Annotated in this window: 28 protein-coding genes; 12 read left to right on the top strand and 16 right to left on the bottom strand. The window is 65.0% G+C overall.

The features are described 5' to 3' along the window. Positions 1 to 68: 68 nt before the first annotated feature. The gene (locus GYH34_RS00230; RefSeq protein ID WP_161911846.1) at positions 69 to 290 is read right to left on the bottom strand and encodes a hypothetical protein; all 222 of its coding nucleotides are present in this window, start codon (positions 288 to 290) and stop codon (positions 69 to 71) included. 197 nt (positions 291 to 487) lie between these two features. Here GYH34_RS00230 and GYH34_RS00225 point away from each other — a divergent pair, with 197 nt between their 5' ends. From GYH34_RS00225 to GYH34_RS00215, 3 genes are all read left to right on the top strand, one after another. After that, on the top strand, positions 488 to 3,190 hold the full coding sequence (locus GYH34_RS00225) for a sensor histidine kinase KdpD (RefSeq protein ID WP_161911845.1): 2,703 nt from the start codon (positions 488 to 490) through the stop codon (positions 3,188 to 3,190). Between the two features lie 162 nt (positions 3,191 to 3,352). Next, entirely contained in the window at positions 3,353 to 3,679 is a 327-nt protein-coding gene (locus GYH34_RS00220) for a hypothetical protein (RefSeq protein WP_244635208.1), read from the top strand. A 165-nt stretch (positions 3,680 to 3,844) separates the two neighbouring features. Then, positions 3,845 to 4,147: a hypothetical protein gene (locus tag GYH34_RS00215; protein WP_161911843.1), complete on the top strand. Its 303-nt coding sequence runs from the start codon at positions 3,845 to 3,847 to the stop codon at positions 4,145 to 4,147. 10 nt (positions 4,148 to 4,157) lie between these two features. Here GYH34_RS00215 and GYH34_RS00210 read toward each other — a convergent pair whose 3' ends face one another. The 4 genes from GYH34_RS00210 to nth form a co-directional block, all read right to left on the bottom strand. Further along, positions 4,158 to 5,390, bottom strand: coding sequence for a hypothetical protein (locus GYH34_RS00210; RefSeq protein WP_161911842.1), 1,233 nt, complete (start codon positions 5,388 to 5,390; stop codon positions 4,158 to 4,160). A 129-nt stretch (positions 5,391 to 5,519) separates the two neighbouring features. Then, entirely contained in the window at positions 5,520 to 6,737 is a 1,218-nt protein-coding gene (queG, locus tag GYH34_RS00205; RefSeq protein WP_244635207.1) for a tRNA epoxyqueuosine(34) reductase QueG, read from the bottom strand. Then, positions 6,635 to 7,327 (bottom strand): glutathione S-transferase family protein, encoded by a 693-nt coding sequence (locus tag GYH34_RS00200; protein ID WP_142864513.1) that lies wholly within the window; start codon positions 7,325 to 7,327, stop codon positions 6,635 to 6,637. The genes queG and GYH34_RS00200 overlap by 103 nt, the downstream gene beginning before the upstream one ends. Positions 7,328 to 7,733: 406 nt before the next feature. Beyond that, positions 7,734 to 8,423: an endonuclease III gene (nth, locus tag GYH34_RS00195; RefSeq protein ID WP_161911841.1), complete on the bottom strand. Its 690-nt coding sequence runs from the start codon at positions 8,421 to 8,423 to the stop codon at positions 7,734 to 7,736. Between the two features lie 44 nt (positions 8,424 to 8,467). Here nth and GYH34_RS00190 point away from each other — a divergent pair, with 44 nt between their 5' ends. Both GYH34_RS00190 and GYH34_RS00185 read left to right on the top strand, forming a co-directional pair. Next, entirely contained in the window at positions 8,468 to 8,965 is a 498-nt protein-coding gene (locus GYH34_RS00190; protein ID WP_161911840.1) for a DUF2244 domain-containing protein, read from the top strand. A 48-nt stretch (positions 8,966 to 9,013) separates the two neighbouring features. Continuing rightward, on the top strand, positions 9,014 to 9,913 hold the full coding sequence (locus GYH34_RS00185; RefSeq protein WP_244635206.1) for a bifunctional helix-turn-helix domain-containing protein/methylated-DNA--[protein]-cysteine S-methyltransferase: 900 nt from the start codon (positions 9,014 to 9,016) through the stop codon (positions 9,911 to 9,913). Positions 9,914 to 9,941: 28 nt separating this feature from the next. Here GYH34_RS00185 and GYH34_RS00180 read toward each other — a convergent pair whose 3' ends face one another. Together GYH34_RS00180 and GYH34_RS00175 are read right to left on the bottom strand one after the other, a co-directional pair. Beyond that, positions 9,942 to 10,595: a DedA family protein gene (locus GYH34_RS00180; RefSeq protein ID WP_161911838.1), complete on the bottom strand. Its 654-nt coding sequence runs from the start codon at positions 10,593 to 10,595 to the stop codon at positions 9,942 to 9,944. A 118-nt stretch (positions 10,596 to 10,713) separates the two neighbouring features. Beyond that, a complete protein-coding gene (locus tag GYH34_RS00175) occupies positions 10,714 to 11,091 on the bottom strand; it encodes a hypothetical protein (RefSeq protein WP_161911837.1) in 378 nt (125 codons plus the stop codon). Here GYH34_RS00175 and GYH34_RS00170 point away from each other — a divergent pair. Further along, entirely contained in the window at positions 11,068 to 11,307 is a 240-nt protein-coding gene (locus tag GYH34_RS00170) for a hypothetical protein (protein WP_161911836.1), read from the top strand. The genes GYH34_RS00175 and GYH34_RS00170 overlap by 24 nt on opposite strands. 220 nt (positions 11,308 to 11,527) lie before the next feature. Beyond that, positions 11,528 to 11,815, top strand: a complete 288-nt coding sequence (locus GYH34_RS00165) for a hypothetical protein (protein ID WP_161911835.1) — start codon at positions 11,528 to 11,530, stop codon at positions 11,813 to 11,815. Positions 11,816 to 11,841: 26 nt separating this feature from the next. Here the strand turns inward: GYH34_RS00165 and GYH34_RS00160 are convergent, their stop codons facing one another. The 7 genes from GYH34_RS00160 to GYH34_RS00130 all read right to left on the bottom strand — a co-directional run bounded on the left by GYH34_RS00160 (position 11,842) and on the right by GYH34_RS00130 (position 20,260). Further along, entirely contained in the window at positions 11,842 to 12,282 is a 441-nt protein-coding gene (locus GYH34_RS00160; protein ID WP_161911834.1) for a VOC family protein, read from the bottom strand. Positions 12,283 to 12,348: 66 nt separating this feature from the next. Next, positions 12,349 to 12,543: a hypothetical protein gene (locus GYH34_RS00155; protein ID WP_161911833.1), complete on the bottom strand. Its 195-nt coding sequence runs from the start codon at positions 12,541 to 12,543 to the stop codon at positions 12,349 to 12,351. A gap of 114 nt (positions 12,544 to 12,657) precedes the next feature. Continuing rightward, complete coding sequence (locus GYH34_RS00150; RefSeq protein ID WP_161911832.1) at positions 12,658 to 13,554, bottom strand: radical SAM protein; 897 nt, start codon at positions 13,552 to 13,554, stop codon at positions 12,658 to 12,660. Positions 13,555 to 13,733: 179 nt separating this feature from the next. Continuing rightward, positions 13,734 to 15,368: a hypothetical protein gene (locus GYH34_RS00145; protein ID WP_161911831.1), complete on the bottom strand. Its 1,635-nt coding sequence runs from the start codon at positions 15,366 to 15,368 to the stop codon at positions 13,734 to 13,736. A 337-nt stretch (positions 15,369 to 15,705) separates the two neighbouring features. After that, positions 15,706 to 16,056, bottom strand: coding sequence for a VOC family protein (locus GYH34_RS00140; RefSeq protein WP_161911830.1), 351 nt, complete (start codon positions 16,054 to 16,056; stop codon positions 15,706 to 15,708). 94 nt (positions 16,057 to 16,150) lie between these two features. Continuing rightward, positions 16,151 to 18,244, bottom strand: a complete 2,094-nt coding sequence (locus tag GYH34_RS00135; protein WP_161911829.1) for a sensor domain-containing diguanylate cyclase — start codon at positions 18,242 to 18,244, stop codon at positions 16,151 to 16,153. 198 nt (positions 18,245 to 18,442) lie between these two features. After that, positions 18,443 to 20,260 (bottom strand): EAL domain-containing protein, encoded by a 1,818-nt coding sequence (locus GYH34_RS00130; RefSeq protein WP_161911828.1) that lies wholly within the window; start codon positions 20,258 to 20,260, stop codon positions 18,443 to 18,445. Between the two features lie 539 nt (positions 20,261 to 20,799). On the opposite strand from GYH34_RS00130, the gene GYH34_RS00125 reads away from it, so the two are divergent. Beyond that, positions 20,800 to 21,309 (top strand): hypothetical protein, encoded by a 510-nt coding sequence (locus GYH34_RS00125; protein WP_244635205.1) that lies wholly within the window; start codon positions 20,800 to 20,802, stop codon positions 21,307 to 21,309. 42 nt (positions 21,310 to 21,351) lie between these two features. On the opposite strand, the gene GYH34_RS00120 is transcribed toward GYH34_RS00125, so the two are convergent. Continuing rightward, a complete protein-coding gene (locus GYH34_RS00120; RefSeq protein ID WP_161911827.1) occupies positions 21,352 to 21,738 on the bottom strand; it encodes a cell division protein ZapA in 387 nt (128 codons plus the stop codon). A gap of 104 nt (positions 21,739 to 21,842) precedes the next feature. Then, the gene (locus tag GYH34_RS00115; protein WP_161911826.1) at positions 21,843 to 22,136 is read right to left on the bottom strand and encodes a DUF4164 family protein; all 294 of its coding nucleotides are present in this window, start codon (positions 22,134 to 22,136) and stop codon (positions 21,843 to 21,845) included. A gap of 266 nt (positions 22,137 to 22,402) precedes the next feature. On the opposite strand from GYH34_RS00115, the gene gap reads away from it, so the two are divergent. The 4 genes from gap (at position 22,403) to GYH34_RS00095 (ending at position 25,288) form a co-directional block, all read left to right on the top strand. Continuing rightward, positions 22,403 to 23,410, top strand: a complete 1,008-nt coding sequence (gene gap, locus GYH34_RS00110; RefSeq protein WP_161911825.1) for a type I glyceraldehyde-3-phosphate dehydrogenase — start codon at positions 22,403 to 22,405, stop codon at positions 23,408 to 23,410. 91 nt (positions 23,411 to 23,501) lie between these two features. Continuing rightward, entirely contained in the window at positions 23,502 to 23,726 is a 225-nt protein-coding gene (locus GYH34_RS00105) for a hypothetical protein (RefSeq protein ID WP_161911824.1), read from the top strand. 4 nt (positions 23,727 to 23,730) lie between these two features. Continuing rightward, entirely contained in the window at positions 23,731 to 24,090 is a 360-nt protein-coding gene (locus GYH34_RS00100) for a hypothetical protein (RefSeq protein ID WP_161911823.1), read from the top strand. Between the two features lies 1 nt (position 24,091). Continuing rightward, positions 24,092 to 25,288: a phosphoglycerate kinase gene (locus GYH34_RS00095; protein ID WP_161911822.1), complete on the top strand. Its 1,197-nt coding sequence runs from the start codon at positions 24,092 to 24,094 to the stop codon at positions 25,286 to 25,288. Positions 25,289 to 25,291 lie beyond the last annotated feature (3 nt).

Below are 25,291 nucleotides of genomic sequence, written 5' to 3'. Positions count from 1 at the left end.
TCTTCAATAGGGCCTCGCGTCGCCGGACGGAAGAGGGCGGCGCATCGCGGCGCCTGCGCTCCGCGATATCATGCCTTTGCGAGATATCCGCCGCGCTGGCCGGAGTGGCGGGCCTTCATCGGACGGCGGCGGCGCAGCAGCAGGATGAAGGCTCCCGCACGGGGCGCGGGTTTTGGGACGAGCGCGGGCGTCGCCTTGCGCTCCCAGGCGCTTCGATAGATGCGCCAGGCCGCGGCATAGGCGACAGTGAGCGCAGAGCCGGCGATCGCCGCGCTGATGATCTGAAACATGCCTCGTCTCCTTTACAAGCTCGGACGGGGCACGATGCGTCGCCTCGCCGTAAGGAAGCCATTCGCGATTTGCGGGAGGCGCATAAGGGCTTCGTAAAGATCGGGCGTGAGCGCGAGATTTCGCCGTGTCCGCGCTTGCGCGGACGGCGTGCCTCCCGCATTTTGTGGCGACGCAGCGCGCGAGAGAGCCGACGAAAATGGCCGAGACGGGAAGCGAATTCGAACGTCGGCCGGACCCGGACGCGTTGCTCGCGCTCGCCGATCGCGAGAAGCGCGGCAAGCTGCGCGTGTTTCTCGGCGCGGCGCCGGGCGTCGGCAAGACCTACGCCATGCTCGCCCGCGCCCGCGCGTTGAAGGCCGATGGCGTCGATATCGTCATCGGCCTCGTCGAGACGCACGGACGCTGCGAAACAGAGGCGCTGACGGAAGGCCTCGAGATTCTGCCGCGCCGCAAGATCGAATATCGCGGCCGCACGCTCGAGGAGTTCGACGTCGACGCCGCGCTCGCGCGTCATCCCGCGCTCATCGTCGTCGACGAGCTCGCGCACACCAATGCGCCGGACAGCCGTCACCCGAAGCGCTGGCAGGATGTCGAGGAGCTGCTCGACACCGGCGTCGATGTGTGGACCGCGCTCAATATTCAGCATCTCGAGAGTCTCGCCGATGTCGTCTCGCGCATCGCCGGCGTCGCCGTGCGCGAGACGGTTCCCGATCGCGTGCTGCAGGACGCCGCCGATGTCGTGCTCGTCGATGTGACGCCGGACGAGCTGCTGCAGCGCTTGAATGAAGGCAAGGTCTATGTGCCGGACATGGCGCGCCGCGCCGTGCAGAATTTTTTCACGCCGCGCAATCTCACGGCGTTGCGAGAGCTGGCGCTGCGTCGCACGGCCGAGCGCGTCGACGATCAGATGGTCGATTATCTGCGGCAGAGCGCGATAGAAGGGCCATGGGCGACGTCGGAGCGGCTGCTCGTCTGCGTCGGCTCCGATCGTCTGTCGGAATTCGTCGTACGCGCCGGCGCGCGCCTCGCGACCGGGCTCAATGCGCCATGGATCGCGCTGCATCTCGAACGCGCGGGAGAAGAGGAGCAGGACGCCGAGCGCGCGCGGCGCGTCGACGAAGCATTGCGGCTCGCCGAGCGTCTCGGCGGAACGGTCGAGCGCGTCTTTGGCCATGATCTCGCCGGCGAGGCGCTGAGATTCGCGCGGCGCGAGAATATCACGCAGATCGTCGTCGGCCGTTCGCGCGCCGGGCTGCTGGCGCGGCTGTGGCGGAAATCTCTGACCGACGAGATCGTGCGGCGCTCGGACGACATCGCTGTGCAGGTCATCACCGAGAGCCGCGCGAAGGCCGAGGAGGAGCCGCGGCCGCGCAAGGCGCTTGCGACCAATGGCGAGTTCTGGCGCGGCGTCGGCGCGACGCTCGCCTCCGTCGCTTTCGCCACGCTCGTCGCCTGGCCGCTCGACGTATGGCTGCATCTTCCCAATCTCGGGATGATCTTTCTCGCCTCGGTCGTGTTCTGCGCGCTCGCCGCCGGCGTATGGTCGGCGGTCGCTGCGTCCATTCTTTCGTTCTTCGCTTTCGATTTCTTTTTCGTCGATCCGCGCTATGAATTCACCATCTCGCAGGCGCATGAGTTTCTGTCGCTGCTCGTCTACACTTTCGTCGCCATAGTGACGGGCACGCTCGCCGGCCGCGTGCGCGAGCAATCGCGCGCCATGCGCGCGCGGGCGGAGGCGGCGCAATCGCTGTTCGAGTTCTCGCGCAAATTGTCGAGCGCGGCTTCGCTCGACGAGGTGATGTGGGCCGCCGCCATGCATGCGCAAAAGGCGCTCGACGCCAAGAGCGCGGTGCTTCTGGCGCCGGACGACGGCGAGCTGACGATCGCCGCCGCTTGGCCGCCGATCGACCAGCTGGACGCGAAGGAGGCGGGCGCCGCGCGCTGGGCCTATGAGCGCGCCGAGCCGGCGGGATTGCGCAGCGGCACGCTGCCCAACATTCGTTTCGCCTTTCGTCCGCTGGCGACGACGCGCGGCGTCGTGGCGGTGATCGGCCTCGAGCCCAAGAATGCGCAAGAGACGCCTTCGGCGCAGAATGAGCGCATGCTGACGGCGATTCTCGAGCAGACCGCCATCGCCGTCGATCGCGCGCTGCTGGTGGGGGAATCGGTGCGCGCCGCCGCGCTCGAGGAGAACGAGCGCTTGCGCACCACTCTGCTCGCCTCGCTCTCGCATGATCTGCGCACGCCGCTCGCCTCTATCACCGGCGCCGTCACCAGCCTGCGCCAGCTCGGCGATCGGCTCGCCGATACGGATCGGCTCGATCTGCTCGTCTCCATAGAGGAGGAGGCGGCGCGTCTGTCGCGCTTCGTCGTCAATCTGCTCGATATGTCGCGCATCGAATCGGGCGCCCTGGCGCCGCGCCGAGAGCTCGTCGATGTCGGCGACGCCGTGCGCGCCGCGATGGAGCGCAGCCGCAAGGAGTTTCCGCAGCTGAAGGTTTCGGCGAGCCTCGCGCCCGATCTTCCGGCGATTCGCGGCGACGCCGGCCTGCTGGGGCAGATCGTGTTCAATCTGCTCGACAATGCGCATAAATATGGCGGCGGCCCGGCTGCGATCTATGCGCGTCGCGACGGCTCCGAGCTGCTGCTCACCGTGACCGATGAAGGGCCGGGCGTGAAGCCGGCCGATCTCGAGCGCATTTTCGAGAAATTCTATCGCGGCGGGCGCGTCGACGGCCGCAAGGCCGGCGCCGGCCTCGGCCTCTCCATCTGCCGCGGCCTCGTCGAGGCGATGGGCGGCTCCATCGTCGCGCAGAGCCCGGCCGTCCGCCGCAAGGGCACGCGAATCGTGCTGCGTTTTCCCATTCCCGAGCCGCCGCGCAGCGCCGCTGTGGCGTGAACGCATCACTCGCCGAAATTTGAAAAAGCACGAGCGAGACGGCCACGTTTTCGCCGTTCATTTACGTTTTCTGGCTTTCATCGACGCGCTCGGCGCGCGGCTGGTGGCGCGACTCGGGGACAGGCCGTCCGAGCGCCGCCCCGGAGGGTGATGGAGAGAGTCATGAGGGAGATTTCGGCACGAAAAATCGCGGGCGCGCTCGTCGCGCTCGGCCTCGGCGTCGCGCCGATCGTGACGGCCGCGCCGGCCGCTGCGGGCGATCCTGGCGCGGCCATCGCCGCGGGCATCGGCGGCTTCGCGCTCGGCGCTCTCGCCGGCGGAGCCGCGCGTCCGGTTCCGCCGCCCCCGCCCTATTATGGCGCGCCGGCCTATTATCCGGCGCCGGTCTATGAAGCGCCGCCGCCCTATCGCTGCTGGCGCGAGCGTCGCCCGGTGTTCGATGAATATGGCGACATCATCGGCTATCGACCCACCCGCGTCTGCGAGTGAGGCGAAAGGCGAGGCATTGAGGCGAGGCTTCGGCCTCGCCTTTTCGGTTTCTACGGTCCCTGCAACCATGACCGACGTCGCCGCGTTACAGCCCATGAGAGGCGCGGCCGACGCTTCGGGGAGAATTCCTCGCTCCAGTGGGCCCTTCGCCGGGAGCGTCGGATCATGGGCCTATCGAAAAATTCGCGAATCCTTCTCGCCGTGACGGTCGCGGCCAGCTTCGGCGCGTCTGTCGCCGCCACGCCGTCGCTCGGCGCGCGTTTCGAGGCTCTGGCCGCGCCATCGTCAATTACGAAAACGACGCTCGGCGACAGCGTGACGGCGCTGCGTCCCTTCGGCGATGGTCCGGCGATTCTGATCGGTCGCGCCTATGGCCCCGATGACGAGGATTGCGTGCTCGCCGTCACCCGCGTCGAAGGCTCGGATGGTCAGGTCAGCGTCGCCCGCGGAATCGCTTGCCCGCAATAAGAGACGAGTTTCAGCGGACGACGATGCGCCCCATGCCGCCATTGGGCTCGAGGCGCGGACGGCGCGTTCGAAACTGCCCTTTCAGCACCAGAGCGTAGCCGATGGCGTTGAGGCCGGCGAGCGTCAGCCACCAGAGCTGCTCGGCCGCCGGTCCCAGCACGCAGATCGTCAGACCCGTCGCCAAGCCGCCGAGCAGGAAGGGCGCGAGCACCGGCCGCGTCCGTCCGATGACATAAAAAGCGCGGGCGACGACGGCGGCGAGGCCGAGCGCGCCGAGAACGCCGAGATCGAACCAAACCTGAAACAGCAGGCTGCGCGGCGTGTCCGGGTAGAGATAATGGCCGGCGACGCCGAACACCGCCGCGCCGAAGCCATGGCCGATGAAGAGCCGGGGCCCATCATTGGCGATGATTCGGCCCCATGTCTCGAGCGGAGCGGCGAAGGCCGGCAGGCGCTCGGGCGCGACGAGATGCACGAGGATCGGCGCAAGCGGAGCCAGCAGGATCAGCGCCGCCGAGAGGATGGCCAGCAGAGAGCCGGCGCGGCGCGCCTTGCCGAAGGACAGCGCCAACGCCAGCGCGCCGGCCATAAGCGCGGGCAGCGCATTGGGCGCGCGCGCCAGCAGGCAGGCGGCGACGCCGACGACAGCGAAGAGGGCGGCAGAAACCCAGCGTCCGCGCAGCGCCAGCGCGCCGAGCGCCGGCCAGATCGCCAGCGCAAGCCCGAGGCCGGCGCGCTGCAGAGCATTGCTGTCGAGATCGAGCGGCTGATCGCCGCCGCTCGCCGAAAGCAAAGCGACGGCGGCGAGGGCCGCGGCTGCGGCGCCGGTGCCGATCGGCAGCAGATTGAGATTGGATGTCTTGGTGCGCGCCGGCAGCAGAGCGCAGGCGGCGGCGACCAACGCCAAGGTCGCGGCGCTCTTGGCGTAGCGCTCGGCCGGGCCGGCGCCGAAGGGCGTCCAGGCGAGCGACAAGCCCGTCCAGCCGACGAAGAAGAAAGCGGCGAGCGCGGTCGGCGTCAGCGCCAGCACGGCGATCTCGCGCAAGCGTCGCGTCTCCGGCGCGAGGCTGGCCGAGAGCAGCAGCAGCGCGGCGCCGATGGGCAGCAGAATATAGATGGTCTGCCGCGTCAGGATCGGCGCCAGCTGCGAGATGATGAACAGCAGCATGATGCTGAGACGCGCCAAAAGGCGCGCCGCCTCGGCGGCTGGATCATCTATTGTGCGTCGCGAAACATTGGGCATGGCGGCGGCGTTCGGCGTGAGGCGCGCGCCCGAAGGCGGCGCAGGGAACTCTACTGTTTGTGCTGTGGCGAATCCATGGATGCGCCGGCGTTGCGCCGCGGCAATCTGCGTCGCGGCGTCACTTTTTCGTCAGGTGTGTCCTTTTGCCCACTCGTCGCGAACCGCTACGTCTTCTTCCGCAGCGAGAGCTTTCCCGGCGAGAGCGGAAAAGTCTCCCGGAGAGAGAAGCCGCGCCAGCGCCCAAACGGATGCGCCGCGCGCGAGCGCCGAAAAATCGGAGAGCAGCGGCTCGACCGCGGCGGCGAGGCGAGGGTTTTTCGAATTGCCGATCGCTATGGCGACATTGCGCCGAAAGCGCGCATGGCCGAGCCGCTTGACCGGCGTTCCAGCGAAGAGTGCGCGAAAGCCGGCGTCGTCCAGCGCGGCGAGATCGGCGAGAGGAAGCGCGGATAGGTCCTCGCGCAGGGCCAGCTTGGCGTCCCGCGTCGCTCGGGCGAATTTGTTCCAGGGGCAGACGGCGAGGCAATCGTCGCAGCCGAAGATACGGTTGCCGACGGCGGCGCGGAACTCACGCGGAATCTGGCCCTTGTGCTCTATGGTGAGGTAGGCGACGCAGCGCCGCGCGTCGAGCCGATACGGCGCCGGAAAGGCCTTGGTCGGGCAGGCGTCGAGACAGGCGCGGCAGGAGCCGCAATGATCCTCCTCCGGCGCATCCGGCTGAAGCAAAAGGTCGGTGAAGATCGCGCCGAGCAGCAGCCAGGAGCCGAAGCGCCGCGAGACGAGATTGGTGTGCTTGCCCTGCCAGCCGAGCCCCGCCGCCTGCGCCAATGGTTTTTCCATCACCGGCGCCGTGTCGACGAAGACCTTGACCTCGCCGCCGCCGGCCTGCGCCAGCAGAAAGCCGGCGAGCTGCTTCAGCCTTCCCTTTATGACCTCGTGATAATCGCGGCGGCGCGCGTAGAGCGAGACGGCGCCGCGATCGGGCTTCGCCAGCGTCGCCAGCGGATCGCCGGACGCGCCATAGTCGACCCCGAGCATTATTATGGAGCGCGCCTGTGGCCACAGCGCCTTCGGCGCGGCGCGCCGCTCGGCGGTTTCCGCCATCCACTCCATATCGCCCTGGGCGCCAGATTCGAGCCATTGCGCGAGACGCTCGCCGGTCTCTGCCGGGGCGTCGGCGGACGTAATGGCGCAGAGATCGAAGCCGAGCGCGGCCGCGCGGCGGCGCAGCGCCTGCTCGAGGGTCAGAAGTCCAGCTCGGCGTAGACCGGTCCCGGCGTCATGCCCGGCGTGCGATCGGCCAGCAGGGGACGGAAGGCCGGCCGCGACTTGATCCGCTGATACCAATGCTTGACCGTCTCGTCTTCGTCCCATGGCACGTCGCCCAGATAGTCGACGCAGGAAAGATGAGCCGCAGCGGCGAAATCCGCATAGGTGAGGGATTCGCCCGCCAGCCAGCGCCGCGCCTCGGTCAAATAGCCGATATAGCGAATATGGGGACGCAGATTGGCGCGCGCGACCCGCAGCAGGTCCATGTCCGGCGCGCCGCCGCCGATCTCCGGCGCGAGAAAGCGTTTGTAGACTTTCTCCATGACGAGATAATTCGTCACCTCGTCGAAGAATTTGACATTGAACCATTCGATCAGCCGGCGCGTCTCTATGCGCTCGTGCAGGCCAGCCGGCATCAGCCGCAGGCCGCGGAAGTCCGGCGGCAGGCAATCCTCGAGATATTCGACAATGACGCTCGCGCCCGGAATCACGGTCCCGTCGTCGTCGACCAGCACCGGCGTCTTGCCGGCCGGATCGAGCGTCAGAAATTCCCGCCGCCGCTCGGCCGCCCGCTCCTCGACCAGCGTCGTCTCGATCCCGTATTCGGCGAGAATCAGCCGCACGAAGCGGGAATGGGGGCAGAGCGGGTGATGATAGAGAGTGGGCATGGAGCCGTGATGTGACGGCGAAACGCCGGAAACTGCGCCTGGCCGCGCGAAAGCGGAGACGTTCGTATAAGTCGGAGCGCGCGGCGCGACAAGCGTGGAGATTGTGCTCCGCCGGGCTTTGGCTTCGCTCTAATTGTCTGAAAATAATACGCGTAATGCCGACCGGCGCGGGCGCCTGCGAAACCGGCCGCGACCCGCCTTTTTTATGGGCTGCGTTAATGAATGGTTTCTGATTCGTGGCCTCGGTCCGGCGCGCGCGAGGGGCGGAGAATTCGAAACGCATGACCCCTCCCTCCACGCGGCCAGACTATGGCTTTGGTCTAGCGGGAGAGCGGGGCGGCGTTCGTGCGCTGGCGCACATTCCGGCCCGAAAAGAGCGAGCTGGCCGTCGGATCGTCTTGCCCTCTCAGATCGTCTTGCCCTCGAAGCGGCAGAGATCGGCGATGATGCAGCGCTCGCATTCGGGCTTGCGCGCCTTGCACACATAGCGGCCATGCAGGATCAGCCAGTGATGCGCGTGGAGCTTGAAACGCTCGGGCACGATTTTCTCGAGGCCCGCCTCCACCTGATCGACTGTCTTGCCCTTGGCGAGCGGCAGCCGGTTGGAGACGCGGAAGATATGCGTGTCCACCGCGATCACCGGCACATGAAAGGCGATGTTGAGCACCACATTGGCGGTCTTGCGGCCGACGCCCGGCAGCGCTTGCAAAGCCTCACGGTCGCAGGGAACCTCGCCGCCGTGCTTCTCGATCAGCTGCGCGCAGAGGGCGATGACATTCTTCGCCTTGGTCGGATAGAGGCCGATCGTCTTGATATAGCCGCAGAGCCCTTCGACGCCGAGCGCGAGCATTTTTTGCGGCGTGTCGGCGATTTTGAACAGAGCGCGCGTCGCCTTGTTGACGCCGACGTCGGTGGCCTGGGCGGAGAGCACCACGGCGACGAGCAGAGTGAAGATATTCACATGCTCGAGCTCGCCTTTGGGGTGCGGATCGGCCGCCTCGAGACGCGCGAAAATCTCATCGATGCGCGCAGCCTCGCGGCTACGCGGCGATGCAGGACGCCGCGCCTTGGCGAGCGAGCTCTTTTCGTTCGGCATAAAGGCGTTATAACTCGACGTTCTGGAGAACGAAAGGCGGCGGCGTGACGGCGAGCGCTCCTTCTGCGGAAGCCATTTATCAGACGCGGCTGATACCGCATCGGTCGATGACGCTGCGGCAGGCGCATGTGTTCATCCTGCTGTTCGGCGCGGGAACATGCGCGCTGTCGGTTCCCTTCTATATTCTCGGCGCCTGGCCGGTCGTCGGCTTCATGGGGCTGGACGTGCTGGCGCTCTATGTCGCGCTGCGCGTCAGCTTTCGTTCGGCCAGGGCGTTCGAGAGCATCAGCCTCACCCCCTTCGAGCTCGTCATTGTGAAGAAGAGCGCCTATGGGCTGCGGCGGGAGCGGCGTTTCGACACTTACTGGCTGCGGCTCGAGACGGAAGAGGACGAGGAGTTCGGCATGCAGCGCGTGCTGCTCGTCTCGCGCGGCGAGCGCGTCGAGATCGGCGGCTTTCTCGCGCCGGAGCAGAAGGCCGCGCTCGCCGAGGAGCTTTCGCGCGCGCTGGCGGAGGCCAAGCGCGGGCCGTTCTATTCCTGACGCGTTTTCGGGTGGCGACGCCCGGCCGCGCGCGCCATGATGCGCCGCATGACCCTTTGCTCCGACACCCTGCCTCCCCTCGCCGAAACGCGGCCGCAGGAGGATTACGCCAAGGTCGCGGAGACGATCCGCTTCATCGGCGAGAATTGGCGCCGGCAGCCCTCGGTCGAGGAGATGGCGGAGGCGGCGGCCCTGTCCGAAGCGCATTTACGCGCCTTGTTCCGGCGCTGGGCGGGACTCTCGCCCAAGGCCTTCCTCGAGGCGCTGACGCTGCGCCATGCGCGCGCGCTGCTCGGCGGGGAGACGAGCCTCCTCGACGCCTCTCTCTCGCTCGGTCTTTCCGGCCCCTCGCGGCTGCATGATCTCTTCGTGACCCATGACGCGCTGACGCCCGGCGAATATAAGCGCGGCGGCGAGGGGCTGGAGATGCGCTATGGCTTCCATCCTTCGCCCTTCGGCGAGGCGATTTTGGTCGCGACAGAGCGCGGCCTCGCCGGGCTCGGCTTCGTCGACGGCGCGCGCGCGGAGGCGTTGGACGATCTACGCCGCCGCTGGCCGAAGGCGCGATTTTCGCTCGACGACGCGGCGACCGCAAATTTCGCGCGGCGCGCTTTCGATCCGGCGGAATGGCGGCCGGACCGACCGTTGCGCCTCGTGCTGATCGGCTCGGAATTCGACGTTTCGGTCTGGGAGGCGCTGCTCGACATCGACATGGGCCGGGCGACCACTTACGGCGCGATCGCGCGGCGGCTCGGCAAGCCCGGCGCCGCGCGGGCGGTGGGCGCATCCGTCGGGCGCAATCCCGTTTCCTTCATCGTGCCGTGCCATCGCGTGCTCGGCGCGAGCGGCGCGCTCACCGGCTATCATTGGGGGCTGACGCGAAAGCAGGCGATCATCGGCTGGGAGGCCGGGCGCCTCGCGCCCGTGCCGGCTGAAAGCGAGGCGTGAGGCGGAGGATAGCTCGCGCGTCCGCGCGTCACGGCCGGCGATGACCGATGCGCTCGAAATGCGCCTCGGCCTCCTTCGTCAGCCGCTCCTCGTGGATCTTCCAATAGCGCCACAGCAGGAAGGCGCCGAGAATCGCGCCGGCGAGGCCCAGCCAGCCGATCGGGCCGGCGATGCGATGTATGGCCGCGCCGAAAACATAGCCGCCGAGGCCGAAGACCAGCGCCCAGCAAATGCCGCCTGCGGCGTTGTAAAACAGGAATTTCACCGGATCGAAGTGATTGGCGCCGGCGAGCACGGCGGCCAATATGCGCAGCAGCGCGATGAAGCGGCCGAAGAACACGATGGAGCCGCCCCAGCGCATGAAGAGATATTGCCCGAGGCGCAATTGCGGCGGCCCGACGCCAATGTACGAGCCATAGCGCATCAGCAGCCTCACGCCGAACTCGCGTCCGATCCAAAAGCCGATATTGTCGCCGACGATCGCGCCGGCCGCGGCGGCAAGAATGACGAAGCGAATGTCGATATTGCCGGAGTGGCCGGCGTAGATGGCCGCGCCGACCAATGTCGTCTCGCCGGGGAGCGGTATGCCGGCGCTCTCCAACGCGACGATGATGAATATGGCCCAATAGCCATAGGTCGTCAGAATGGAGACGATCTGCGCTTCGTCGATCAGTCCCGACATGCCCCGCCTTCGCCGATTCGCCCGAGAGACGGTCGTGCGGCGGCATTGTCGCCGCCAGGCGCGCCGCCGGCAAGAGGGGCCTCCGGCAAGAGAGGCCGTCGATAGGCGCGAGCTCGTCTCAGCGCGCGGCGCGCTGCAGGGGAGCGACGCCCTCGAAGGTGAGGCCGCCGTCGCGCCGCAGGAAAGGCAGTCCGAAGCTTTTCACGTCATCGGCGAATTGCGCGCCGCCTTCCAACGCCTTCTCCACCACCCTGCGCAGCCCGCTGAGGATCGGCTGATCGCAGCCGGCCATCTCGCGCGCCAGCTGCGCGCGCTCCGCCTCATCGGCCCGCAGCGCGAAATCGCGCACCACTACGGAGACGAAACGACCTTCGCTGACGCCATTCTCCTGCGCGACGGCGCGGACTCTCTCGGCGAAAACGCCTCCGATGCAGAAAGTCGCCGCCTGCGCGACCTTGTCGTTCGAGCATGAATGGATGAGATCGGTGACGAGCATGACCTTTTCTCCGTCCTGCGAACGAAACTCTCCTGCGCCGTCGGAATGCATCTTCGGAATTCCCATAGTCTTCTTGCGGCGTTGTTTGTCGGCTTCCGTCCGAAACGCCGCTCCGCCGCCCGAACCGCCGTGGTCACGCAAAAGCTGGACCAGATTTTTCAAAATTCCCGTCGTTTTTCCCGCCGCTCTATCGTCACAAAACCGGGTTACATTTGAATCTATTCGATCATTCGGTCTTCCCGCCCGGCGCCGCATAAGCAAAACGCCGTAGTTCCGAAAAGGTTTCATCGTCATCCGCCCTTTTACGCTCGGCGCGCGGCGGAAAGACGGCGAAGGCCTTGCCGGCCGCCGGAACGGCCCGATTTCTTTGGGGATGAGCCGCGCGCGCGAAAGGCGCGTCCCGCGTCGGCGTGACGGCTTCTATGGAGGAAAGTCGATGGAACGTCGTTCTTTCATGAAATTTTTCGTCGTCGGCGCGGCGGCGGCGCTGGTCGCCGGCCCCTCTCACGCCCTCACCTCGGTCGCGCCGCTCGAGGCGCCTCGGGCGCCGGAGCCGGCTCCCGAGGCTGCTGTGGCGACGCCGGACGATCTCGAGCGCGCGCAGGTCGAAAAGACCTATTGGTACTACCGCCGCCGCGTCTGGCGTCCGCGCTGGCGTCGCCGCTACTGGCGCCGGTATTATCGGCCGCGTTACTGGCGTCGCCGTCGCTACTATTATTATTGAGCGTCTATACCAGCGCTCACCAGCGCTCACCAGGCGCCGGTGTTCGGCATGGAGCTCCAGGGCTCGGCCGGCGGCAGCGGCGCGCCCTTCTGCAGCAGCTCGATCGAGATTTGATCGGGCGAGCGGATGAAGGCCATATAGCCGTCGCGCGGCGGGCGGTTGATCGTCACGCCGGCCGCCTGCAGCCGCGCGCATACGGCGTAGATATCGTCGACCGCGAAAGCGAGATGGCCGAAATTGCGGCCGCCCGCATAATCATGCTCGTCCCAATTATAGGTGAGCTCGACGAGCGGCGCGCCCGCGTCTTTCGCCTGCGGAAGATCGTCCGGCGCGGCGAGATAGACGAGGGTGAAGCGGCCCTTCTCATTCTCGGTGCGGCGCACCTCGGCGAGGCCGAGCTTGCCGCAGAAGAAATCCAGCGAGTCGTCGAGATCGCCGACGCGGATCATCGTATGGAGAAATTGCATATTGGCGCCTCTTGCGGGGGAGAGAGGCGGCGAGCATAGCCGCTCCCTCGCGCGGACGCACGCGCCCTATTGATGCGGCGGGATCTTCAGCGCGCTCTCCAGCGCGATGATGATCGGAATCAGCGCCTCCTTCTCCTGCTCGGCCGAGCCGAACTCGGCGGATTTCAGCCGCTGCTCCACCTCGTGAATCGTCATCAGGCGCCGTTCCAGGACGATCAGCAGCTCCCTGGCGATCTGCGGCTCGAGCTCGATTCTGACCATGCGCGCATCTTTCCTTTACACCGGCCGATTCCGATCGACCGAGCCGCAGCATAGGTTCGGCTCGCAGGGGGCGATGTGCGCTGGCGCATAGTGCGAGCGTCGGGAAGGACGCTTCTACAGTCCCCGCGCCCAGGCGGGCCGCAGCGGGGCGTCCTCCGGCGCGGCGATGGCGGCGCGCAATTGCTCCAGCAGGCGTGGCTTGTCGGCGCCGAGCGTGCCGCGCAGCACGAGCCAATTGGAGGCGTGATCGCTGCGGAACACGGTGCGCTTCAATTCCAGCCGCGAGAGGAAGCGCTCCATCTCGCGCAGCAGCCCCGGCACGTCGAGCGGCGCGAAATCCGGGAAATCGGCGCGAAACCGCGCCTCGCCCTTGGGGAAGCTGACGACCAGAGTCGCCAGAAACTCCGGCTGCGCGGCGTTGATCAGCGCGGCGGAATTTTCCGCATGCGCCTCGCTGAGCGCGGCGCCGCCGAGCCCGTTTAGAATCATCACCGAGCGCTTGATTCCCGCCGCGCCGAGCTTCTCCAGCGCGTCGCGGCTGGAGGCGAAGGTCTCGCCCTTCTGGACCCGCGCCAGCACATCGTCATCGCCCGATTCCGCGCCGACATAGACCAGCGATAGGCCGAGCGCGGCGAGATCGCGCAGCTCGGCGACGGATTTGCGGCCGACATTGCGCGGCAGGCAATAGCTCGACACGCGCCGCACGCCCGGCAGCTCGCGGCGGATCGCCTCGAGAATGGCGGCGAGACGCCGCGTCGACAAGGTCATGGCGTCGCCATCGGCCAGAAACACGCGCGCGACCGAGGCCCCATAAATCTCGCCACAGCGCTTTATGCTCTCCATCACCTCGGCTTCGTCCCGCGGGCGGAAGCGCTTCTGCGGCGCGGTATACATCTCGCAGAAGCTGCAGCGATTCCACGAGCATCCATCGGTGACGGGAAGAATCAGCGACTCCGCCTCGCTGGGTGGGCGAAAGACGGGCTCGACATAGCGGATGGGGGCGTCGGTCATAGGGGGAGTTTAATATGAGGAGGCGGGGACGGGAAAGGGCGGCGAGTGACCCGGAGTGGTCATTGACCTTTGCTGACCTGAAGGTCTCAGATGGGTGGTTTGCAGAAATTGGCCTAGTGCGAGAAAGCCGACATTCGGCTCGCTAAGTTCATTAGGTGATGCTGACCTGTCAGCATCACCTACAATGGCTTAATGGCTTCTGGCCGTACCCCGTACACGCTTTCGAAAAGGTTTCCAGCGCTGCGTGTGAATTCGGCTTCGGATGCATCGGCCTTCAACCAGCGATAATCAAACCTGAACTTGCCATTTTCCAAAATCCATTGCTTGGTCAGATCAAACATAATTCCATGAGCGTAGAATACGTTGAGCGTTTTGAGGATGCACTCGCGATCTTTGCCAGGCATGTCTCTTGGGAAGACCCCCTCATCTCCAAGACGGTTACTGTATAAAGATAGATTAGATAACCACACTGACAGGTAATCAGGCTTCAAATCTCCTACCATCATCATCCCAGGCCAGCAAAAAAACTCAGGAACGGCTATCTTATCTCTGCAAAATGACATGAAGTGAGACAATATTACCCTCAGAGGTAAGTTGTCTTCCGCGTAGCAAAATGTTTCCTTCTCTTTCTCCAATTTACGAAGAATGGGGAGCTGCTCCGACCATCGTTGGAATTCATAAAGCACGGCCATCGGGCTATCGTAGCCACATTCAGCGCTCAACGATTCAGAGAGACGGGTGTATGTTTCTTTTGAGTACTCAAATACTTCTGGTAGTCCACCAGCGTATATTTTCTTTGCTGCCAAACATAAGCGGTGGAATCTGATGGCCGGATCGACATCATAAATAAAGTCTTCGAACTTTGATATTTGGAATGGCAATCCTCGGCCCGGATTAGTCGCCAAATCACATATTAGTAAAAATATCGCAACTTGGGGAGCATCAGCGGTATCTGGATCAAGGAATCCAGTTTTCTCAATGTAAGCGTCGAATGCTTCAGCGTATATACCATGAATATATCCATCCTTATAGAAATCATCGATGCGCAGCCCCCCTCCGGAGGCTGCCGATAGGAACTGGATTTGAGAGTATATAGCCTGACCTTCGCATATGGCGCGTAGGCCGATCATGCCCCTGACGACCGGCGAGCCATAATAGTAGCCTAGGATGCGTCGATCAGCTAAATCTTGGAAACCGTCGTCCCAAGCTGAACCGCCAGGCACGATATTGAAGTTCGGATCCACCGTCGCCGCTATATAGTTCAAGACATGGCTATAAGCCATTCGATAGGAGTGCCCTACACTCTCAAAATAGCGATCTATTACACTCTCAAAAGAAGATGGGTCGATTGCTAATCTCTTATAAAATTCGATGTCAATGCAATTGTTGACTGCGCTGTTTGCAGCAATCAGAAGCGGATCGCTATCAGGCCGTCCGGATCTCAACTCGTCCTCAGCCCACTGCTTTAGAGATTTAAATTGAACGCCTCCAGCAACGATCTCTGTAAGAAACTGCGCGTTACCGTTGAATTGGACGGGATATGCGAGGCTCACAACCAGGCCCGACGTCGAGCCTACGTGCTGCCACCAATGGATTGTCTCGTGTAAGTACGTTGAGAAGGCTTCTATCTGTTCTACTGATAGTTCGTCGATTGCTCGCGGTCGAGCATCAATGCCTTCTAGAAGATGATGATTGCGCTGACTCAATCGCAAAACGAAGTGCATTTGATGGTAAGAGCCCTCGACTCCGCTATCATCTCTGGTAGCGGTCAAGAGGTCGCGATCCAGCTGGGCGGCTCCGAAACGCTGCATCATCACACTCCCTATGCCTGGGCGTTTCTATTTCTGAAGCCATTAAACGTACACTAATCGCACGTTTGGCCTCAGCTTTATATGTTATAACCCAACATATGTTATAATCCAACTTCAATTGAACCTCGACGAAACTCAATCGCACGTTCGGATAAGGTCGATCCGGGCACTTTGGGTCGCTTTTCAGCATGGTTTGCACGAAGGAGCCATTTCCGCTAAGCTCGGTTCTGATCGGCGGATCACGCCGACCGCAAGCGGACCTTTTCAAGGTCTGAGTTCGGTCGGAAGCGGACCTCAACGTGCGCAAGCCAGAATGTCCGCCATTGGCGCATCGCAGCCATCACCCCGCCCCGCCGCCGATCGCTTGCCCGAACAAAATGCGATGCCCGTCGATCGTCGTGACGACGATCTCGCGCATTCCATAGGGGCGGTCGGCCGGCGTTGTGCAGAGCGCGCCGCGGGCGGCGATCTCGGCGTGGAGCGCGTCGATGTCGTCCACATTCACATAGCCGAACAGATTGTGGGAGCCGAGCGCGGCGGGCGGCGCGTCGGTGGGGCAATGGCCCAGCATCACGCGGACATTGTCGCGCTGGACCAGGCGCCAATCCGTTGCCTCCGGCCATAGAAGCTCGAAGCCGAGCACGTCGCGAAAATAGCCCGCGCTGGCGTCGAGATCGGGAACGGCGAGCACAAAGGCCCATGTGGAGAGCTTCGGGGGTAATTACCGGCATGAAATCGGCTGCGTGCGCGCGCGTCCCTATGATCGCCGCGCGGCGCGCGAAAATTCAAATCGAGAAATTATTCGCCGGCTCCTGCGTCTGCGAGTAGATGCGATATTGGTTTCTGCCATTCTCCTTGGCGAGATAGAGCGCGCGGTCGGCGCGCGCCAGCATGGCGTCCGGCCCCTCCAGAGCGGAGGCGAAGAGAGCGACGCCGACGCTCACCGTGGCGCGCAGCGCGCCGCCGGGCAGAAGATAGGGCTCCGCCGAGAGCGCGCAAATCTTCGCCGCCATGACGGAGGCGCTGGCCGCGTCGCGCGAGCTCGATTGCAATATCGCGAATTCGTCGCCGCCGAGCCGCGCCACGACATCGCCGGCGCGGCAATGGCTCTTCAGCCGCGCCGCGAGAGCCTCCAGCAGCGCGTCGCCGCTGGCGTGGCCCAGCCGGTCGTTGACGTCCTTGAAACGATCGACGTCGATATAGAGCAGCGAGAAGGGCGCGCCGCCGGCCTCCGCCTCGGCGAAGGCGCGGCGCAGCGCGTCGATGAAGCTGCGGCGATTGGCGAGGCCGGTGAGAGCGTCCGTCTGCGCGAGAATAGCGATCTGATCGGCGACCTCCTTGCGCTCGGTCACGTCGAGCGCGACGCCTTCGATCAGCTGCGAGCGGCCGGGCCGGTCGCGCGCGGCGTAGCGGGCGTCGAGCCAGCGATAGCCGCCGTCTCGCCGCCGAAAGCGAAATTCCACCATGCCGCCGCGCCGCCCATCCGCCGCCGCCCGCGCCAGCGAGGCGCCGACCTTGTCGAGATCATCGGGATGAACGCAATCGGCGAGGCTGCGCGCCGGATCGGTCAGCTCCCAAGGGTCATAGCCGAACAGCGCGATATTGTGGGAGACATAGACGAGGCGCGGCCTTTTCCCGTCCATGCGCAGGCGGAACAGCAGAGTCGGGCTGCGCTCCACCACCTCATTGGCGTCGCGGAGCCGGTCGACATAGCGCTGGCGCGCCAGCGAGCCGCCGATGAGATCGCCGAGTATGCGCAGCGCGTCGATCTCGGCCGGCTTCCATATGCGCTCGCTGCGGCAATCCTCCACCTCCACCCAGCCCCAAGGAGCGTCGTCGACGACGATTGGCGCGAACAGCGCCGAGCGCACGCCGGCACGCTCGAGAAAGCTCTTGGCGGGGCCGGGCTCGAGCGCGCGCGTCGTCGCCGTCACCGGCCGGCGCTCGGCGAGAGCGATGCGCAGCGGGCCGGAGAGAAAGGCGCGTCTCTCGTCGGCTTCGAAAAAGGAGGCGTCCAGCGCGACAGGAGATTCGGCGCGCCGCCAGAAATGCAGCAGGGAAGGGGGCTCTTCCAGCGCGGCGCCGGATTCGAAGACGAGAATCCGATCGGCGTCGATCGCCGCGCCGACCGAGTCGAGCAGGTCGGGAATTGCGGCGGCGCTGGGGGCGGCGGTGGTGAGCTCCGTCGCGGCGGTGGAGACGGCGTGCAGCAGAGCGTTGCGCTGATGCAGCGCCGCCGACAGCGCCTCCTGCTGCAGTCGGCGGCGCGACACCGACACCACCCAGCCATTGGCGCGCAGGCCGAGAATGATGAGAACGGCGGTGAAGGCCGAGAGCAGCGCCCCCATCGCGAGGGCGGTCGACTCCCCGCGCGTGAAGAGCCCGACGATGGAGGGCAGCACATCCGGCGCGATATAGCCGAACATGGCGGGCAGATAGGCGGAATTGGTGAGCACGGCGCCCGCCGCCATGCCGCCGGCGGCGAAAAGCACAAAGGCGTGATAGCCGGGGTCCGGCGTCAGCCACAGGACCGATGAGGCCGCTCCCCAGAGGCAGCCGGTCAGCGTCGAGCCGAGCGTCCACAGGGCGAGAAAGCGCCGCACGGCCTCCGCAGTGGGCGGCATGGCGCGAAAGCGGCGCGCATGAGCGATGCGCGCGACGACCAGGATCAGAAAGGCGAGAAGCCAGGCGGCGATTTGCGCGTGCGAGTAGAAGTCGCGGAAAATGGCGGCGACGATCGCGGCGTTGGCTGCATTGAAGACCAGCACCGATTGTCCGGTGGCGAGCATTTGCGCCTGATCCGCTCGGATCGAGGCGTCGAGCTCCTCAGGATCGAGGTCCCGCTCCTCGGAACGCGAGTCGCGCTCATACCGATACATGCCCGACCCTTCGACGCGCCTCCCGCTGCTGGAGGATGCTGGAGGCGCGATTTGTTTTCAAAATGTCCGTATCGCGTTACGAAGATGTTTCTCCGAGGGAGGAATCTAGCGCATTGCGCTCGAGAGCGGAGTCCTCGCATGAGCCGCGCCCGTCGGAAGGGCGCGGATGGCGCGAGCGATATTCTGATCGAGTGATTTTCAGGCGAGCGAGACGGGCGGGCGGACGCGGCCGGCCGGCGCGAGGCCCTCGACGAATGCGCGGAGCGGTTGCGGCGGGCTGATGACATAACCCTGAATCTCATCGCAGCCGAGCTGGCGCAGAATGCGCAGCTGCGCATCGGTCTCGACGCCCTCGGCCGTCGCCGCTATGCCGAGCTCATGAACGAGGGCGACGATCGACCGCACAATGGTGGCTGCGCGGGGATTGGATTGCGCCTGCTGCGTCAGCGAGCGGCCGACCTTGACGCGATCGACCGGCAGCGTGTGGAGATGCGCGAGCGCGGCTCCGCCGCAGCCGAAATCATCGAGCGCGATGGAGACGCCGAGCGCGCGGATCGCGGTGAGGCAGCGCAGAATCTCGGCATTGTCGGCGAGGCGGACGGAGCTGGCGATCTCGATCTCCAGCCGGCTCGGATCCATGCCGGAGGCGGCGAGCGCCTCGGCGACGTCGCGGGCGAAGCCGGTCTTCTCCAATTGCGCCTGGGTGACGTTGACGCTGATGCGCGCATCGGGCGGCAGAGCGGAAGCGCTGGCGCAGGCCTCGTTCAAAATCCAGGCGCCGATCTCGTAGAGCAGGCCGGCCTTGGTCGCGACGGGGAGGAAATCCTCCGGCGTGCGCAGGCCGTCGCGCGGATGCCGCCAGCGCAGCAACGCCTCATAGCCGCAGACGCGCGTGACGCCGAGCGCGACGATGGGCTGGAAATGGAGCTCGAACTCGCCGGCGGCGACCGCCTCCCGCAAATCCTGCCAAATGCGCCGATTGGCGGCGATGCGCGTCTCAATGTCGGGATCGAAGAAGCGAAAATGGGCGCGGCCGCTGGATTTGGCTTCGTACAAGGCGAAATCCGCCTTGCGCATCAGTGTCCGCAGATCGAGCCCGTCCTCCGGCGCGCGGGCGATGCCGACGCTGACGCCGACCGTCGCCATCGCCTCCTCGAGATCGAAAGGGGCGGCCATCGCCTCCATCAGCCGCATCGCGAAGCCGCCGATATCGGCGACCGAGCCGGCGTGCGATTGCACCACGGCGAATTCATCGCCGCCGATGCGGGCGACGATATCGGCCTTGCCGACGACGGAGGAGATGCGCTCGGCCACCGACCGCAGCAGAATATCGCCGGCCCTATGCCCCAGCGTGTCGTTGATCTCCTTGAAATTATCGAGATCGATGCAGTGGATCGCGGCGCAAAAGCCATTGGCGACAGCGGCGGCGATGACGATCTCGCCCTGCTGCTCCAGGGATGCGCGGTTGGCGACGCCGGTGATGGCGTCGAAATAGGCGAGCCGGCGGATGCGCTCCTTGCGCTCTTCTTGCTCGAGCGCGATGGCGCAGAGATTCACGCAGGTCTCGACGATCGTGCGCTCCAGCGGGCTCGCGCCGCGGCAGGTGCGATAATAAAAGGCGAAAGTGCCGATGACGCGATCGTCCGAGGCGCGAATGGGAGAGGACCAGCAGGCGCGCAGGCCGAGCGGAGTGGTCATGGCTCGAAAAGCCGCCCAGCGCGGATCATTCTCCATATCCGTGACCTCGACGGGCTCGCCGAAATAGGCGGCCGCGCCGCAGGAGCCGACGTCCGGCCCGATGCGAAGGCCGTCGAGCGAGTCGGAATAATGCGATGGCAGGCTCGGGCCGGCGAGAGGATGCAGACGGCCCTCGCGATCGACAGTGAGGACGGAGCACACGACCTGCGGCGCGAGCTGCTCGGCGCGAAGGCACAGCTCGTCCATCGTCTCGCGCAGCGGCTTGCCGCGCGCCAGACGCTCGAGCACCTCGTGCTGAAGCGTTCGGAGACCCTGCATCGTTTCGTTCGAGCAGTTGCCACAGTCGAGTTCTAGCATTGGCCTCGCCTTTGAAGACAATCTAATCTTTTTTCCACGTATCCCGATCGTATCGATAAGAATTAGAAATCGGCCGCCTTTGTCGGCGGCGAGACGACGATTCTGACGTTGGTGAAAATAATGCGCCGGCGCGGCCCTGTCGATGATGGGCGTCGAGCGTGCGCTTCAACGAACCTATTATCGCACGCCGGCCCGCCATTGTGTAGGGCGGAGCTGCAGCGCAATATATCGACGCCGGATCAACGGCATCGCGGATGCGGAACCGGCCCCGCCCGCGCTCGCGTGAAAAAAGGTCGCGGACGGGAAGGCCCCGCTATCCGATGCGGCGGGCTCGTGGGCGGCGAGGTCCGAGGAGAGCGACGAGGGGAAAGCGGCGAGGGGACGAGAACGACTTGCCTTGGTCACGTCATTGGCCCAGTCTTGCGCAGCCGCGGGCGGCGGCGCGCCGGGAAAAAGGCGCGCCTTCATGACGCAACGACCCGCCGGCATGGGAGAGAAACATGTCGAAATTCGCCACACTGGCTCTGGCCGTTCTGATCTCGGCGCCCTTCGCGGCCGCTCCGGCGCGTGCGGTGGAGATCAGCCCCTTCTTTCCGCTGCCCAATTCCTTCGACGTCAAAGGGCCGATCAAGGACGGCGTGCTCGCGCAGCAAATCTCCTGGCTGGATGACGGCATCGCCGCCATCGAGAAGGCGCGCGCCGGCGCCGCGCCGGACAAGCTCGCCGAGCTCGACGCGCAGCTCGCCGCGGCGGTCAAGGAGCGCGACATTTTGAAGAGCGACGCGACCGGCCGAGACGCCGAGCTGGCGCGCAAGAATCTGGTCGTCAGCAATATCAACCGCTGGATCAACGGCCTCGCCCGCAAGGCGACCGAGCAGCTCAAGATCGCCATTCTCAAGGACGGCGCGGAGCGCGACGCGGCGGAGCGCCGGCATATTCAGCTGTCGCAGCAGGCCGACGATCTCGAGAAGGTCAAGCACGAGCCCGCCTTCGAGGCCTGGGGCCGCTGATCTCAGAGTATAGGGGGCGTCTCCACGCGCCCCCGTGCTGCGTCAGAGCGCCGGAGGCGCGTCCTCCGCGCCCCCGTGCTGAAGATCGCGCGAGAGGCGCTCGACCCGCGTCGTCGCATCTTCCAGCGCTGCGGCGAGCTTCTCCACCAGAGCGGCCTCGGCCTCTTTCGCCGCTGCCGCATTCTCGCGCAGCGTCGCCAGCTCCGCTTGCAGGGCCTCGAGCTTGCGCGTCGCGATCGACGCCTCATCGGCGAGGGTGAGCGCCGCCATCACGGTGATGCGCTGCTCGCCAATGTCGCCGAAGCCTTCGCGCAGGGACAAGATCTTGTTTTCGACGAGCTTGGCCAGCTCGTCGAGATTGGCTTCCTCGCCATCCTCACAGGCCATGCGATAGGTCCGGCCCGCGATCGTCACCACCACATGCGCCATTCGCCGCCTCTGACTACAGCGCCATCCGACCCCGCCGGATCGCATGGCGTTCCCGCATTTCAATGGAACGCTTCCGACCGACTGCGCCGATCGAAACGCGCGATCTAGCTCTGCGCCCGGTCCTCCTCGCCGAGCACGGCGATAATGCCGAGGCTCGTGCGGTCGAGACGCGTCAGCACCTCGTCGCGCGCCTTCTCCAGCGCGCTGTTCTGGGCGAGGGCGGCGTCGAGCTCGAGGCCGAGACGGCTGCGATCGTCCTGCATGACGGCGAGCTCCTCTTCGAGATCCGCGTGCGACAGCTCGACCTCTATTCGGCGCGCGACGGTCTCCTCCAGCCGCTCCAGCGCGGCGGAGAGCCGTTGCAGCGCGTCATCGAGCCTGTGTGGGACTTGCGTCATATGGAAACCGGACCGATCGCGATTAGATTCGCACGTACGAATCGTTAACGCCTAGCAGCAATCGCGTAAACCCCAATCCGAGCCGCGACTCCGCCGCAGAGCGACCTGTGACCGCGTTGACAGGGGGGCGCGACCTGTTATCAAGCCGCTCATTCGAGCGGGCGTTCGCCGCCAGAAAATGCGGCAAAATGGGCAAAGCCCCGATTTTGGGCGGTTCAGCGGCCGCCCGGCCCCGCCCGAGCGAGCAGATGAGAAGGAGCACCGCTATGGCCGTGAGAGTGGCGATCAATGGGTTCGGACGCATCGGACGCAATATTCTTCGCTACATCGTCGAGACCGGCCGCACCGACCTCGAGGTGGTGACGATCAACGATCTCGGCTCCGTCGAGACCAACGCCCATCTGCTGCGCTATGATTCCGTTCATGGCCGTTTCCCCCGCGAGGTGAAGGTCGAAGGCGATTCGATCGACGTGGGCCAGGGGCCGATCAAGGCCACGGCGATCAAAAATCCGGCCGAGCTGCCGTATAAGGCGCTGGGCGTCGACATTGCGCTGGAATGCACGGGCCTTTTCACCGCGCGCGACAAGGCCAAAGCGCTGCTCGACGCCGGCGCAAGGCGCGTGCTGGTCTCCGCGCCCTCCGAGGGAGCGGACATCACCGTCGTCTATGGAGTCAATCAGGACAAGATCACGAAGGACGATCTCGTGATCTCCAACGCCTCCTGCACCACCAATTGCCTCGCGCCCGTCGCCAAGGTGCTGAATGACGCCATTGGCATTGAGCGCGGCTTCATGACGACGATCCACTCCTACACGGGCGACCAGCCGACGCTGGACACCTATCACAAGGACCTCTATCGCGCCCGCGCCGCCGCTCTGTCGATGATTCCCACTTCCACCGGCGCGGCGAAGGCCGTGGGCCTGGTGCTGCCGGAACTGAAGGGCAAGCTCGACGGCGCCGCCATTCGCGTGCCGACGCCCAATGTCTCGGCTGTCGATCTCAAATTCGTGCCCAAGCGCGCGACGAGCAAGGAAGAGATCAACGCCGCCATCATCGCCGCCGCCGACGGCCCGTTGAAGGGTGTGCTCGGTTACACCGACGACAAGAATGTCTCGGTCGATTTCAACCATGATCCGCGTTCATCCGTGTTTCATCTCGATCAGACCAAGGTGATCGAGGGCGAGCTGGTGCGCGTCCTGTCCTGGTACGACAATGAATGGGGCTTCTCCGGCCGCATGACGGATGTCGCCGCGACGATCGGCGGATTGCTCTGACGCTTTAGGGGCGAAGATGGTGGACCAATCGAGTGGCGGGACCGACGCGGGCGAGCGCGAGGCGCGAGAGACCGACGCATCGCTCGTCGATATGGCGAAAGCCGTCGATGTGGCGTTTCCGAAGCTCAGATGCTTGCGTTGCGGAAGCGAGAGCTTCTACCTTATCGCTTCTCGGATTTTCGAAGCCGCGCAACGCCCGAGTTTAGGCGCATTCAACGGCGATGCGGTCGATCTCGTTTGCCAGCGCTGCGGCATGATCGAGCGGCATTTATGGAAAATTTTGAGAGACGCCGCCAAACCTATCGATACGGATTGACGTTATGGCCGAAATTGTTCCCTTTGACCCGAGCCGGGCGCGAATGAGCGGCGGTGGGGACGGTCCGGAGGATCCTATGCTCGAACAAAGAGTGGCCCGCCTCGAGTCTGATATTTCGGAAATCAAGTCCTTGCTCAAGGAGTTGAGTTCCGACCTGAAGGGACAGGGCGGGCGCTTGACGAAGATCGAGATCGATATTGCGAAAGTCGATGGGCGCCTTACCGGCCTCGACGGACGCTTGAGCGGTCTCGACGCCCGCATCGCCGGTCTTCCGTCCACATGGACGATGCTCGGCATCGTTTTCACCACCTGGGCTCTCGGCTCGGGCATACTGATCTTCGCTATGAACTTTCTGAAGAGGTGACATGACCTCCTCCTTCAAAACGCTCGATTCCGCCGATCTCGACGGCAAGCGCGTCCTGTTGCGCGTCGATCTCAATGTGCCGACCGAGAATGGCGTCGTCACCGACAAGACGCGCATAGAGCGCGTGCTGCCGACGATAGAGGATATTTCGAAAAAGGGCGGCAAGGTCATCCTTCTCGCCCATTTCGGCCGTCCCAAGGGCGAACGCAAGGAAGAGGATTCCTTGAAGCCCATCGTCTCCGCGATAGAGGAGACGGCCAAGCGCAAGATCGCCTTCGCCGATGATTGCGTCGGCGATGTCGCCGGCGCGGCCATCGCGCAGCTGAAGAATGGCGATATTCTGCTGCTCGAGAACACGCGCTTCCACAAGGGCGAGGAGAAGAACGATCCCGCCTTCGCGGCGCAGCTCGCCAAGCTCGGCGACATTTATGTGAATGACGCCTTCTCCGCCGCGCATCGCGCGCACGCCTCGACGGAAGGGCTCGCGCATCTTCTGCCGGCCTACGCAGGCCGCACCATGCAGGCGGAGCTGCAGGCGCTCTCCGAGGCGCTGGAACATCCCGCGCGTCCCGTCATGGCGATCGTCGGCGGCGCGAAAATCTCCACCAAGCTCGATCTGCTCGGCAATCTCATTCGCAAGGTCGATATTCTCGTCATCGGCGGCGGCATGGCCAATACTTTCCTCGCCGCTGAGGGCAAGCCAGTCGGCAAATCGCTGTGCGAGCATGATCTGCTCGAGAAGGCGCGCGCCATTCTCGCCGATGCGCAATCGTCCAATTGCGAGATCGTGCTGCCGATCGACGCCACTGTCGCGCAGAAATTCGAGGCGCATGCGCCTTCGCATATCGTCGCGATCGAGCATGTCGGCGAGAGCGACATGATCCTCGACGTCGGGCCGAAGAGCATCGCCCATATAGAGAGCCTGCTCGCCAAGGCGAAGACGCTGGTCTGGAACGGCCCGCTCGGCGCCTTCGAGCTGCCGCCTTTCGATGAAGGCACCAACGCCGTCGCGCAGACGGCGGCGCGGCTGACGGTGGAAGGAAAGCTGCTCTCCGTCGCCGGCGGCGGCGACACTGTGGCCGCGCTCAACCAGGCCCATGCGGCGCAGGAGTTCAGCTATCTCTCGACCGCTGGCGGCGCTTTCCTCGAATGGCTCGAGGGCAAGGAGCTTCCCGGCGTCGCGGCGCTGACGAGATAAGTA

The sequence above is a fragment of the Methylosinus sp. C49 genome, assembly GCF_009936375.1.
GTDB lineage: Bacteria > Pseudomonadota > Alphaproteobacteria > Rhizobiales > Beijerinckiaceae > Methylosinus.
This window is presented reverse-complemented; position numbering and strand designations above follow the sequence as displayed.